Source organism: Pantoea folii, assembly GCF_056678875.1.
Genome location: NZ_JBWXON010000011.1, coordinates 174,885 through 187,905 on the forward strand (window position 1 = coordinate 174,885; position 13,021 = coordinate 187,905).

Genomic DNA, 13,021 nt, shown 5'->3' on the forward strand with positions numbered 1-13,021 from the left:
ATGCCAAATCATTCTGAAGTGACCTCCGGGGTGGCCTCTGGCGCCAACGCCCACTACAGTCCACGCCTGTGTAATGAAGATCTGGCGCCCACGCGCGACCAGAACTGGTCGTGGTATAACATTTTCTCTTTCTGGATGTCGGATGTGCACAGCATGGGTGGCTATGTGGTCGCCGCCAGCTTCTTTACGTTGGGACTGGCGAGCTGGCAGGTGCTGCTTTGTCTGCTGGTAGGTATCTGCATCGTACAGTTGTGTGCCAATCTCGTCGCCAAACCGAGCCAGATGGCGGGCGTGCCTTACGCGGTGATTTCACGTCAGGCATTCGGCGTGTTTGGTGCCAATATCCCCGCGGTGATTCGCGGCCTGATCGCTTTCGCCTGGTATGGCATTCAAACCTATTTAGCGGCTAATGCGCTGATGCTGGTACTGCTGAAGTTCTTCCCTTCATTAAGCGGGATGACGCAAAGCAGCTGGCTGGGGTTATCTCAACTGGGCTGGTGCTGCTTCGGCGTGATGTGGTTCCTGCAGGCCATGGTGTTCTGGCACGGCATGAGCGCGATTAAACGCTTTATCGATGTGGCGGGTCCGGCTGTCTACGTGGTGATGGTGGCGCTAGCGGGCTGGATTGTATACAAAACCGGCTTTGACGGTATCTCCTTTACGCTGGCCAGCAAGCAGTTAAGCACTGGTGAGCAAACCTGGCAGATGATCACCGCCACCGCATTAGTGGTCTCTTACTTCTCTGGCCCATTACTCAACTTTGGTGACTTCTCTCGCTACGGCAAAAGCATGGGGGAGATCCGCCGGGGGAACCGCTGGGGCCTGCCGTTTAACTTCCTGCTGTTCTCGATTGTCACCGTGGTGATCGTGTCAGGTACCCAATCGCTGTTCGGCCGCATGATTACCGATCCAATTGAGACCGTGAGCATGGTTGGCAATGATGTCGCCGTCGCGATTGGTTTACTCACCATGATTATCGCCACTATCGGCATCAACATCGTGGCGAACTTTGTTTCCCCGGCTTTCGACTTCTCAAATTGCTCACCGCAGAAAATCAGTTTCCGTACCGGTGGAATGATTGCCGCAGTGGGTTCTGTTCTGCTGACGCCATGGAATCTGTTCCAGTCACCGGAGTTGATTCATTACACGCTGGATGTGCTGGGCTCCTTTATCGGCCCGCTATTTGGCATTTTGGTGGCCGATTTCTATCTGATTAAGCGCAGCAAGGTTTACGTGGACGACCTGTTTGATGACACACCAAAAGGACGCTACTGGTATCGCGGTGGCTTTAACCCGAAAGCGATTGCCGCACTGCTGCCGTCGGTAGGTATTTGCCTGGTGATCAGCTTTATTCCGTCACTGCATGCCGTGGCAAACTTCAGCTGGTTTATTGGTGTGGCATTAGGTGCAGGTTGCTATCGCTGGCTGGCTCGCGCCGATCGTGAAGTCTCAGTGGGCACCTATCGTCAGGAAGTGGCGGTGCAGAAGGATTGATCTGATGATCAGGTTGGCGCCGATGCCAGCCTGAAAAAGCAAAAAGCCGATGCATTTCTGCATCGGCTTCTTTAATGATTGGCGGAACGGACGGGGCTCGAACCCGCGACCCCCTGCGTGACAGGCAGGTATTCTAACCAACTGAACTACCGCTCCGCGCTTTGTTCCCCGTCGAGAACGAGGCGAATATTAATGGCAGCCTTATGAACCGTCAATGCTTTTTCTGAGGGAATGAATCGTTTGCCGATTTTTTCAGCTTTACGTTGCTTTTCCACGCAAAATCAGCCCATTCAGGCACGCCACAGGCAGCTTCCGCCCTTCTTCAACACTAAATCCAGACGGCTTTCATGTGCGATAATCTCATCATCGCTGGCGTTGACCACGCGTAATCCTGAACTCGGACGCACGATGCGCTGAATGTTATCGCCGGTATTTTGGCTGCTCTGATCGCCTTCCGCCGAGAAAGCCAGCGAAGTTTGGCCGCCCGTCATCATCAGGAACACTTCAGCCAGAATTTCGGCATCGAGCAATGCGCCGTGCAGCGTACGTTTGCTGTTGTCGATTTCGTAGCGATTACACAGTGCATCGAGGCTATTGCGCTTGCCTGGATACATTTTACGCGCCATCGCCAGGCTATCTGTCACCTGACAGAAGGTGTCGGTTTTGCCGATACCGCGCTTAAGCATGCCAAACTCATAATCCATAAAGCCGATATCGAACGACGCGTTATGGATCACCAGCTCTGCACCACGGATGTATTCGAGGAATTCATCGGCGATGTCTGCAAACATCGGCTTATCGGCAAGAAACTCATCGGCAATACCGTGAACGCCGAAAGCTTCCGGATCCACCAGCCGATCGGGCTTGAGATACATATGGAAGTTGTTGCCGGTCAGGCGACGGTTAATCACCTCAACCGCACCGATTTCAATGATGCGATGTCCTTCATAGTGCACACCGATCATGTTCATGCCGGTGGTTTCGGTATCGAGGACGATCTGGCGGTTATTTGCAGTGCTCATAGGACTCGTTTTATGTCAGACTTGGCGTTTTGTCAGAAGGAAGTCTACCAGAGATGCGCAAACAGGTAGAAATATTCACCGATGGATCCTGCCTGGGCAATCCCGGCCCCGGCGGTTACGGTGCCATTTTACGTTATGGCCCACATGAAAAAGAGTTCAGCGCCGGTTATCGACTCACGACCAACAACCGCATGGAAATGATGGCGGCGATTGTAGCGTTAGAGGCGCTAACGCAGCCCTGCGAAGTGGTGCTCAGCACCGACAGTCAGTATGTGCGCCAGGGCATCACCAGTTGGATCCATAACTGGAAAAAGCGCGGCTGGAAAACGGCCGATAAAAAGCCGGTGAAAAATGTCGATCTCTGGAAGCGACTCGATCTCGCGCTCAGCCACCATGAAATTAAGTGGGAATGGGTAAAAGGCCACGCCGGTCACCCGGAAAACGAGCGCTGCGACGAACTGGCACGCAGCGCAGCCGGTCATCCGACGCAGGATGATGTCGGCTATCAGGTCGAATCCTGATCCTTCACTTCACGAAATTGCCGGGTGGCATTCACCGTTTGTCTGACCTGCGCTTTGTTTAAGCTCTTCTTCGCTTTGGTGGGCGTTAATGGGAATGTTCGTTTGCGTGCCACCACAATGTTCAGACATCCCAGCGCGGGCAGGTGCGCACTGATCACTTTGCCGCCCTGCCGATGCCACGGCACCACTTGAAAACGGGTGCGATAGACCACTTCATAGTTGAGCAGGCTGAGCCAGTCGAGTAAGCGTACCTGGCTGAACATGCGTCCGCTCCATGGCGCACGGGCGTGCAAACCCGGGATACCTTTGCTGATCCCCAGCAAGCTGAACGGGTTGAACCCGCTGATAATCATCCAACCATCGTCAATCAGGACGCGATCCACTTCTCGTAACACGAGATGGGGATCCTGACTCCATGCCAGGGTATGCGCCATCAAACAAGCATCAATCGATTTCGCTTCAAAAGGTAATTGCGTGGTATTGGCGATCACCTGCAAGTCATCGCCCTCAATGCCCACATTTACCTGATGCGATATGGCACACTGACGGGTATTGATTTCTGCGCTGAGGCTGCCAAGTTTAAGCATATGAAAGCCATACAGCTTTCCAAGGTAAGGCTGCAACTGCTGCGTGAGTGCATCGCGAAAATAATCGCCCCATGGCATATCGCGCCAGGAGCGCGGCGCAGTCAGAACCTGGCGTGTTTTCGCTGGCTTCATGCTCTACCATCATCCTTTTTCTACGACCTGAGAGGTGTTTATGAATCTTACCAGTATTCCCGCGTTGCAGGATAACTACATCTGGACACTGACGGACGATGATAAAAACTGTCTGATCGTCGATCCCGGCGAGGCTCAACCGGTGCTGGATAAAATCAGAGTCAACAAGTGGCAACCGGTGGCCATTTTACTCACGCATCATCATCACGATCATGTCGGCGGTGTCGCCGAATTATTGCAACACTATCCCGATATCGCGGTTTACGGACCAGAGGAAACCGCGGATAAGGGGGCAAAACATATCGTCGCCGAGAATGATGAATTTACCCTGCTTGGGCTAGATTTCCGTGTCATCGCAACACCCGGACACACTTTAGGACATATCTCATATTTCAGTTCACCTTATCTTTTCTGTGGTGACACGATGTTTTCTGGCGGCTGTGGAAGATTATTTGAAGGCACAGCAGAACAAATGTTTGATTCATTTCAAAAGCTTAATGAACTCCCCGCAGATACCCTGATTTGTTGCGCTCATGAGTACACTTTATCCAATATGAAGTTTGCTGCGGCTATTCTGCCTCATGACCCGAAAATTTTGGCAAGGTATCAGCAAATTAAGGACTTACGTGCAGAAAATCGCATTACTTTGCCAACAAAACTGGCACTTGAGCGGGATATAAATTTATTTCTCCGTACGCAAGATGCTGATTTACAAAAGGCTTTGGGGACTAATGTTGCTTCCTCCCCGTTATGGCAAACTTTCGCTGATCTACGCGAGAAGAAAGACCGTTTTTGATATTTAAGGTTGTGTTGTGTGTACCCCTAACGTATAGTTGCTCGTCTTTTAAGCGAACTATTGACACACACATGAAGGCTAAAGCGATCTTACTCGCCTCGGTCTTGCTGGTAGGATGTCAGGCATCAAGGAATGACGCCAATATCCCCGTACAGCATGCCCAGAGCCTGTCTTCAGCTGGTCAAGGTGAAAATGGAAAGTACGGAGATCAATTATTATCGCAGCGCTGGCAGGATGATGGAACAGGCCTCGCAGAAGATACCGATCTCTGGAATCACATTAGTGACGAGTTGAAGATGGGGATTCCGGAAAACCCCCGGATCCGCGAACAAAAAACAAAGTTTTTAAAAAATAAGAGCTATCTCCACGATGTAACATTACGGGCAGAGCCGTACATGTACTGGATTGTCGAGCAGATACAGAAACGTAAAATGCCGATGGAACTGGTACTGCTACCCATAGTGGAGAGCGCTTTTGACCCACATGCAACATCTTCTGCGAATGCCGCTGGCATCTGGCAGATTGTTGCACAAACGGGCAAAAACTATGGTTTGAAACAGAACCAATGGTATGACGGACGCCGCGATGTGGTGGCCTCGACCAAAGTTGCGCTGGATATGATGCAGCGTCTGAACGGTATGTTTGACGGTGACTGGTTGTTAACAGTGGCCGCCTATAACAGCGGTGAAGGACGCGTGCTGAAAGCGATAAAACAGAATAAGGCGCGCGGCAAGCCGACTGATTTCTGGCACTTATCGTTACCACGCGAAACCACGGTCTATGTACCTAAGATGTTGGCCTTGAGTGAAATCCTTAAGAACAACAAGCAGTACGGTATCAAATTGCCGACCCCGAACGAAAGCCGTGCTTTAGCACGTGTGGAAGTGGGACAGCAAATTGAACTGACGCAGGCTGCAGATATGGCCGGCATGTCGCTCAACAAGTTGAAGAGCTTCAACGCCGGTTATAAAAATGGCACCACTGCGCCAAACGGACCGCACTATATTATGGTGCCTAAGTCCAACGTTGCTAAGCTGCGCAATTCACTGGCATCCGGTGACATTGCATCCGTGCAGCCTGTTGAAATGGCGAAAGTCAGTGCAGCAGGAAACAACTACACGGTACGCAAAGGCGACACCTTGTCAGCAATTGCTAACAAGCTTGGCGTCAGCGTCAGTGCACTGAAACAGCAGAACAACTTGCGTAGTGCTTCAGTACGCATCGGTCAGAAATTGACGGTGGGCGGCAAAGCAACGCAGTTGGCTGATAACGGCAACAGCATCACCTACCGTGTTCGTAAGGGTGATTCTTTTGCCAGTATTGCAAAACGTCATGGTGTGAACACCCAGGATGTTATGCGCTGGAACAGTGACGCTAAAGACATTCAGCCGGGCGATAAGCTCACGCTGTTTGTGAAGAATAGCGCAACACCTGATACCTAATGCGTCGAAAAGGCTGACTTTTGTCAGCCTTTTTCATTTTTATTACCTCAACGATGTCATGGCAACCTGTTATCTTTCTCCTCTCTCCTCATTCCCCTTCTGAAGACTTTTATCCCGATTAAAAACCCTTAGACGTGATGTTGGTCAAATATCCACCCGGAGCAACTTGTATGGTAGAAGCCAACCGATAGTGTTAACGAAAAGCGCCGTATTCGTATTTTAAATGTTACATGGCGCGCATTCACTCTATCGCTGAACCGTGAGTTCAGTGATTCGATAAACCATCGGTAGGATAAGGGTTGAGAATGAGCGATAGCCTTAACGAACAGCTTAAGGAAGCAGATAATGCTTCAGGGCAGCAAACGAACACGACAACACCACGCTGGTTACCACGTGCCCATCCTTTATCATGGGCCATGCTGGTCATCACGACACTTGCTATCTTGATGAACTCGATAGACCGTATCATCTTACCCACCCTATTGCCGGCAATAATGAAGGATTTCAATCTTAGTGAAGTGCAGGCTGGGTGGATTAACTCGCTAAGCTTCTTCGGTACGTTGTCAGGTGCGGTGCTATTTGGCCTGCTTTCCGATTATATCGGTAGCGGTTATCGGCGCTGCTATAGCTGGTGCCTGGCAGTTTTGGTGGAGATCATATCTGGTGTTGCTACAGCATTTTGCAAATCGCTGGGGGCATTTCAGGCGCTGCGTGTTTTTATGGGGATGGGTACCGGCGGCTCAGAGCCAATTAATGTGGCATTGCTTGGCGAGTGGTGGCAAAAAGAAAATCGAGGTTTCGCGATTGGTGTACATCACACCGGTTTTCCGCTTGGGCAATTCATTGGTCCGATTTTAATTGCTGCGATTTTAATGTTTGGTGATTGGCGCCATGCATTTCTGTTTATCCCTTTGATCGGGTTAATCATCGTGGTATTGCAGTTGATTATAGGAACCAAAAAAAATCATCAACGCGTCTTTAACTGGATCGACGAACACAAACTGACTCGCCCGATCGAAGCCAAACCACAGAAATCCAGCCTGAAAAATTCCTTTAGCTGCCTTAAAAACCGTAATTGCCTGATGGCGATTGCACTGGTCTTTGGTTTTATCTGGGCTGAAATGGGGATTGCAAACTTCTTAACCCTTCAACTCACACGTGAGGTCGGTTTGGACCTATCCACCGCCGCCATCATTTCGGGTGCTTCGGGCATCACCGGCTGGATTGGTCAGATCGTTTGGGGCAGTTTTTCGGATAAACGCGGGCGTAAGACATCTCTGACGATCATTATCGCGGGCTGGATCCTTGCCTGTTCGCTCTGCATTTTTATTCATTCTGCTGCACTTGCCTGGGGGATCCTGATTTTTTGGGGGCTGTTCCGCAATTCGCCCTATCCTGTTGCGTATGCGCTGCTGATTGATTCTTCACCTCATGCAGCAGCTTCGAGCCTTGGATTGATGATTGGTTTGGCGGTGGGTATCGCTGGCATTCTGGTCGCCCCTGTTAGCGGCTGGATTATCCATACGTGGGGTTTCAGCGTGCACTATGCCGTAATCGTCGGGATGCTGCTGCTTTCTTGCATTCCCCTTGCCCTGCTCAAAGAAACGGTAAATGTGAATAAGTGAGGATGACATGACAGCTCTCTGGAAACAGATTCGCAGCAGCAAAATAATAGAACTTAGTCATTTACATCAAACCAGCATGCCCGTATGGCCGACACACCCGAAATTTATCCGTGCAGATAATGAAACTTATTCAACCGGCGATGGAAATTATAACTGCCAGATAATCATGGGGGATCATTGCGGGACTCATGTCGATGCTCCCTCACACTTTATTGAAGGTGGCAAGACAATTGAAAACATTGATGTATGCCAGTTAATGGGCCGGGGCCTGCTGCTGGATATGCGACATATTGCGCCCTGCCACACTTTTGGTGTAAAGGATATTCAACGTTGGGAAAGGGACTTTGGCGCAATTGAGGCTGATGACATCGTCATTTTTCGCACAGGCTGGCATGAAAAATGGGCTCTTAAACCCGATCACAACGCATTTCTGCAGGATTGGCCGGGGCTTTCTGCGGCAGGTGCTGCTTATCTGATTGCAAAAGGTGTAAAGGTATTTGGCACCGATGCCCTCTCGCTCGATGCCTTTGGCAATGCAGAAAATCCCGCACATTTAGCTGTACTGGGTAACGATAATCTTATTATCGAAAATCTGGCTAACTTAGAGATGTTGCCTGCGCATTTTTGCTTTCTTGCACTACCACTTCGAATTGAGCGCGGGTCAGCCTCGCCGGTGCGGGCGATTGCGTTCATTGAGACTTAGCGGGCAAGCGCTGTTGGCGTGAACTCGACTAACAGTGGATTGTGATCAGAAGCGCGCGTGACCAGCACAGAAGCCTCGCTAACTTTCATATCACGGTAGAAGACAAAATCTAACGGACGGCCAAACGCTTTACGCCGATGGTCATCCGTGAAATTCACTTCGTGTAATGCCATCTCTTCGGCAAAGCGATACAGCGCGTTCATGCGCTGGCGGCTCCAGGCATTGAAATCGCCGGCCATGATCACCGGTCCGCGATGATGCTGAATCTGTTCGCCAATCGGCCCAAGTTGCTTGCTGTAGACATCCACACCCAGGCTGAAATTCACCGCGTGAATATTGACCACCATCAGCATTTCGCCGGTCGGCAGTGGATAGGCCGTCACCAGCGCCGATTTTGCCAGGCGTAATAAAGGTTCGCGCTCACGCAATGGACAGCAATACACAGGATGCGCAGAAGCGAGCGTCATCACGCCGGAGGGATGTTGGGGTAAGACGAAGGCAGGTACCTGATCGGCCGCCAGATAGTTACTGGTGGCGAATTTGACCAACTCAGGGGTGGTTTGCGCCTCCTGGAGTAAAACCAGGTGAGCATCTTTGCCGAAACCCTGCAACACAGACATCCAGTCTGCTCGCTGCTGTTTGAAGATATTCCAGACTAAAACCCGCAATGCAGGATCCGCAGGTAACGGTGCACCAGGCGGCAGCGCCTGTCCCAGATGCAACATCGCCCCGGGCGGAAATATCCGCTCTGCAGGCTGACCCGCTGTGTAACGCATTGCATATGTTTTCTTTCGCACTTTCCCGCCTGGCTGATTTACGACTACAACTTCACCTGACAGTTATAGGGATTTTAGGACAGGGTTTCAATTGGCGTTGTTAATTGTCGGAATTAGCTTCACAGCATATTACGGTAACAACCCGCCCTTTAGCGGGTTGTTGACCTCATTATTCCGTGGCAAATGCAGTACGGGGTTTGTCGAGCTGACCGCTCAGTCTTACCAGCAATAGCGCGATAAAAACAATGACAGCGCCAACCCAAGGGGTTTGAGCCAGACCGTAGTGTTCGACAATATGACCACCAACCAATGACCCTAGTGCAATCCCGATGTTAAATGCCGCGATATTCAGTCCTGACGCCACATCAACTGCACCAGGCGCATAGGACTCAGCCTTCTGCACCACATAGACCTGCAAGCCCGGTACGTTAGCGAAGGCAAAAATCCCCATTACCAGCACCGTTGCCAGCGCCATAAAGTGTGTATTAGCCGTAAACTGGAATATTAATAGCAATACCGCCAATGCGCTGAAGATCAGGGTCAACGCGGGCACAGCGCCGTGACGATCGGCTAGCTTGCCGCCCCAGATATTGCCGATGGCTACAGAGATACCATACCCTAGCAGAATGACACTGACCGCTGCCGGGGAAAAACCGGCTAATGACTGCATCATCGGCGCCAGGAAAGTGAAGGCAGTAAACACACCACCGTAACCCAGCGCGGTGATGGCATAAATTAATAGCAGGCGTGGATTCACCATGACGCGCGCTTGCTGCGCCAGAGTAGTAACAGGTGGCTGCGCAATATTACGCGGTATCAGTACCATGCTGCTGACTAAAGCAATGACACCTGACAAGGAAACTGCGAGGAAACTTTCACGCCACCCAAAGTGTTGACCAATCAGTGTACCCAAGGGCACTCCTGTTACCAATGCCACCGTCAGACCGCCAAACATGATGGCGATGGCACTTGCAGCCTTCTCCTTACTCACCAGACTGGTCGCAATCGTTGAACCGACCGAGAAGAATACACCGTGCGCGAGTCCCGTTAGCAAGCGAGCAACGACCAACGTCTCATAGTTCGGTGCCAACCACGCGACCAGGTTGCCCACCGTAAAAAGCACCATCAGCCCTATCAGCAGTGGCTTGCGCGGCACTTTGCCGGTTAAAGCAGTCAGCACTGGCGCCCCCACGGCGACACCAAGGGCGTAAATTGAGACCAACATACCTGCTGAAGGTAGCGTGATGTTAAGTTGTTCCGCAATCGTAGGAATAAGACCGACGATAACGAATTCAGTGGTTCCGATAGCGAAGGCGCTGATAGTCAGCGCCCAGAGTGCAAGTGGCATGATTGACTCCCATGAATGTTTTGATGGGCGCCATTATCGACTCATGCTTTAATGACAAAAAGATGCAAAGTGAGAATAGACTTTTGCCTCGGGGAGCATAATGAAAGCATCGTCGGATGAGTTGAAAGTTTTTATTGCTGTGGTAGAAAGCGGCAGTTTTAGCCGTGCGGCGGAACAACTGCAGATGGCGAATTCGGCTGTGAGTCGCACTGTCAAAAAACTGGAGAACAAACTTGGAGTGGCTTTACTCACGCGCACCACCCGGCAGCTCGCACTGACTCAGGAAGGTGAGCACTACTTTAAACGCGTTCAGAAGCTCCTACAGGAGATGTCGACTGCTGAAAATGAGTTAATGGAACGTCAGCAAGCTCCGCAAGGTCTTCTGCGCATAGACGCTGCCACGCCGGTCATTCTGCATTTGATTCTGCCGATGATTAAACCCTTCCGTGAGCGCTACCCCGACGTCACCCTGTCGCTGATTTCGTCTGAGAGTTTTATTAATCTGATTGAACGTAAAGTCGATGTGGCTATTCGCGCAGGCAACCTGACGGATTCGACCTTACGAGCACGTTTGCTGTTTATCAGCTATCGCAAATTGGTAGCAACTCCGGCTTATCTGGCGAAAAGGGGTGTCCCCCTCTCTACATCGGATTTGATAAATCATGAATGCCTTGGATTTGTAGAACCGCTGCGCCTGAACCGTTGGCCTGTGTCTGATAATGGTCATGACCTTTATGACATCGTGCCGGGAATGTCCTCAAACAGCGGTGAAACTATTAAACAACTTTGTCTCGATGATCAAGGTATCGCTTGTTTGTCCGATTATATGGTAGACAGTGAAATCGCGGATGGGACATTTATTGAGGTGTTGGCACAACAGCGAGTACCCGTAGCGATGCCGTTCAACGCGGTCTATTACAGCGATCTGGGCGTTAGCCAACGTGCACGTGCTTTTATCGACTTTCTCAGTGAGTGGGTTAAGCAACAGCCCTGGCGAATGCAGGGCTGAATACTTCGTCACTTAATCCCAGTCCGGAGCCAATCCTTCAGGGCTGACCAACCGCTGCTGGCGATCCAGTGATGAGATGATTTTCATATCCTCCGCATCAAGCGTTAAGTTAGCAGCATCCATATTGCTGGCCAGATTATCGCGCTTAGTCGAAGAAGGGATCACGCTGAAGCCAGATTGCATCGCCCACGCCAGAACGATTTGTGCCGGTGTCGCCTGATGTTTGCGTGCAATCGACTGGATGGTCGCATCCTTTAGTGCCTCACCGTAAGCCAGAGTCATGTAAGACGTGATGTGCATTCCTTGCTGCTTAGCAAATTCAACTACCTCGCTGTTTTGCAGGAAGGGATGGAGTTCAATCTGGTTGGTGGCGATATTTTCAATGCCAACTGCGGCAATGGCCTCTCTCATTAGCGCAATCGGGAAGTTTGATATGCCAATCTGGCGCGTCAGGCCCGCCTCTTTCGCTGCCATTAATGCCTGCATACTCTCTTTCACCGGGACTGCTGCGCCAGGTGAAGGCCAGTGAATCAATGTAAGATCAACATACTCGGTGCGCAGTTTTGACAGACTTTGTTGCAAACTCGGTATGAGTTTTTCAGCAGTGAGATTTTCGATCCAAATCTTGGTGGTAATAAAGAGTTGGTGACGATCTATTCCACTTTCAAAAATGGCCTGACCAACAGCAGCCTCATTTTCATAGATTTGCGCGGTGTCGATGGCACGATAACCTAGTTCCAGTGCTGTCTTTACGGAATGAATTACAACATCGTCTTGCAGGCGGAAAGTACCTAAACCAAAGGCAGGGATTGTCATGTTTTCCTCATCGTTTTGTGAATGATTTCGATGGGGAACATTGTGGCAGCATTATTATTGCTGAAAAATCTGCTTATAAGCAGAAGAATATTGCGATTAAATCAACAATTGAGCTGGAATTTTAGACATGAAAAAGCCCTGACTTATTAAGTCAGGGCTTATCAATTAAGTGGCGGAACGGACGGGGCTCGAACCCGCGACCCCCTGCGTGACAGGCAGGTATTCTAACCAACTGAACTACCGCTCCACCGATTCTGTACCAAAATCAGAAAACCGTTCTGACTTCGGGTGTTTCGCCCTTTCAGTGTCACCTGAAAGGTCACGACTCACGAATGAGTCTTAAATTGATGCCTGGCAGTTCCCTACTCTCGCATGGGGAGGCCCCACACTACCATCGGCGCTACGGCGTTTCACTTCTGAGTTCGGCATGGGGTCAGGTGGGACCACCGCGCTACAGCCGCCAGGCAAATTCCTGTGCTCTGTCCTGTGTCTTTTGTGCTGATGCTGCGTTGCTCTCCCTCGCGTAACTCAGTCACATACCTCAGTATGCTCCTTCGTTCCGTCCCGGTCGGCGCCTTGCCTCAGCGCAAAATCCTTCGGACTTAACTCCGCAGGACATCGCTAATTCTTTTATCCGGATGAACAAAGCTGAAAATCTACTCGCGTCTCTCATAAAACGCCTCTGGCGTTGTAAGGTTAAGCCTCACGGGTCATTAGTACCGGTTAGCTCAATGCATCGCTGCACTTACA

At 50.7% G+C, this 13,021-nt stretch carries 12 protein-coding genes, 2 tRNA genes and 1 rRNA gene; 7 read left to right on the forward strand and 8 right to left on the reverse strand.

Annotated elements, in window-relative coordinates; genetic code table 11:
- Entirely contained in the window at positions 1-1,494 is a 1,494-nt protein-coding gene (locus tag AC1MDE_RS14585) for an NCS1 family nucleobase:cation symporter-1 (protein WP_034825407.1), read from the forward strand.
- Between the two features lie 79 nt (positions 1,495-1,573).
- On the opposite strand, the gene AC1MDE_RS14590 is transcribed toward AC1MDE_RS14585, so the two are convergent.
- Both AC1MDE_RS14590 and dnaQ read right to left on the reverse strand, forming a co-directional pair.
- Positions 1,574-1,650 (reverse strand) — tRNA-Asp (locus AC1MDE_RS14590).
- Between the two features lie 134 nt (positions 1,651-1,784).
- Positions 1,785-2,516 carry a DNA polymerase III subunit epsilon gene (gene dnaQ / locus AC1MDE_RS14595; RefSeq protein WP_034825408.1) on the reverse strand — a complete coding sequence of 244 codons (732 nt, stop codon included), beginning with the start codon at positions 2,514-2,516 and terminating at the stop codon, positions 1,785-1,787.
- A gap of 53 nt (positions 2,517-2,569) precedes the next feature.
- Here dnaQ and rnhA point away from each other — a divergent pair, with 53 nt between their 5' ends.
- Complete coding sequence (rnhA, locus tag AC1MDE_RS14600; protein ID WP_034825410.1) at positions 2,570-3,037, forward strand: ribonuclease HI; 468 nt, start codon at positions 2,570-2,572, stop codon at positions 3,035-3,037.
- Here rnhA and AC1MDE_RS14605 read toward each other — a convergent pair.
- On the reverse strand, positions 3,022-3,756 hold the full coding sequence (locus AC1MDE_RS14605) for a methyltransferase domain-containing protein (protein WP_480344756.1): 735 nt from the start codon (positions 3,754-3,756) through the stop codon (positions 3,022-3,024). The genes rnhA and AC1MDE_RS14605 overlap by 16 nt on opposite strands.
- Before the next feature lie 40 nt (positions 3,757-3,796).
- Between AC1MDE_RS14605 and gloB the strand changes: the two genes are divergently transcribed.
- The 4 genes from gloB (at position 3,797) to AC1MDE_RS14625 (ending at position 8,322) form a co-directional block, all read left to right on the forward strand.
- Positions 3,797-4,552, forward strand: coding sequence for a hydroxyacylglutathione hydrolase (gene gloB / locus AC1MDE_RS14610; RefSeq protein ID WP_166933614.1), 756 nt, complete (start codon positions 3,797-3,799; stop codon positions 4,550-4,552).
- Positions 4,553-4,623: 71 nt separating this feature from the next.
- Complete coding sequence (gene mltD / locus AC1MDE_RS14615; RefSeq protein ID WP_480344757.1) at positions 4,624-5,994, forward strand: murein transglycosylase D; 1,371 nt, start codon at positions 4,624-4,626, stop codon at positions 5,992-5,994.
- A 305-nt stretch (positions 5,995-6,299) separates the two neighbouring features.
- The gene (locus AC1MDE_RS14620; RefSeq protein ID WP_182058504.1) at positions 6,300-7,619 is read left to right on the forward strand and encodes an MFS transporter; all 1,320 of its coding nucleotides are present in this window, start codon (positions 6,300-6,302) and stop codon (positions 7,617-7,619) included.
- Positions 7,620-7,626: 7 nt separating this feature from the next.
- Positions 7,627-8,322 carry a cyclase family protein gene (locus AC1MDE_RS14625; RefSeq protein WP_479401134.1) on the forward strand — a complete coding sequence of 232 codons (696 nt, stop codon included), beginning with the start codon at positions 7,627-7,629 and terminating at the stop codon, positions 8,320-8,322.
- Here AC1MDE_RS14625 and AC1MDE_RS14630 read toward each other — a convergent pair.
- Together AC1MDE_RS14630 and AC1MDE_RS14635 are read right to left on the reverse strand one after the other, a co-directional pair.
- Positions 8,319-9,119, reverse strand: a complete 801-nt coding sequence (locus tag AC1MDE_RS14630; protein ID WP_034825421.1) for an endonuclease/exonuclease/phosphatase family protein — start codon at positions 9,117-9,119, stop codon at positions 8,319-8,321. The two genes, AC1MDE_RS14625 and AC1MDE_RS14630, sit on opposite strands and share 4 nt — an antisense overlap.
- A gap of 148 nt (positions 9,120-9,267) precedes the next feature.
- Positions 9,268-10,446, reverse strand: a complete 1,179-nt coding sequence (locus AC1MDE_RS14635) for an MFS transporter (protein ID WP_480344758.1) — start codon at positions 10,444-10,446, stop codon at positions 9,268-9,270.
- 100 nt (positions 10,447-10,546) lie between these two features.
- On the opposite strand from AC1MDE_RS14635, the gene yafC reads away from it, so the two are divergent.
- Positions 10,547-11,455, forward strand: a complete 909-nt coding sequence (gene yafC / locus AC1MDE_RS14640; protein WP_480344759.1) for a DNA-binding transcriptional regulator YafC — start codon at positions 10,547-10,549, stop codon at positions 11,453-11,455.
- Between the two features lie 12 nt (positions 11,456-11,467).
- On the opposite strand, the gene dkgB is transcribed toward yafC, so the two are convergent.
- From dkgB to rrf, 3 genes are all read right to left on the reverse strand, one after another.
- Positions 11,468-12,271 (reverse strand): 2,5-didehydrogluconate reductase DkgB, encoded by an 804-nt coding sequence (dkgB, locus tag AC1MDE_RS14645; protein WP_182058508.1) that lies wholly within the window; start codon positions 12,269-12,271, stop codon positions 11,468-11,470.
- A gap of 170 nt (positions 12,272-12,441) precedes the next feature.
- A tRNA-Asp gene (locus tag AC1MDE_RS14650) sits at positions 12,442-12,518 on the reverse strand.
- A gap of 102 nt (positions 12,519-12,620) precedes the next feature.
- Positions 12,621-12,736 (reverse strand): 5S ribosomal RNA (gene rrf, locus AC1MDE_RS14655).
- Positions 12,737-13,021: the final 285 nt, after the last annotated feature.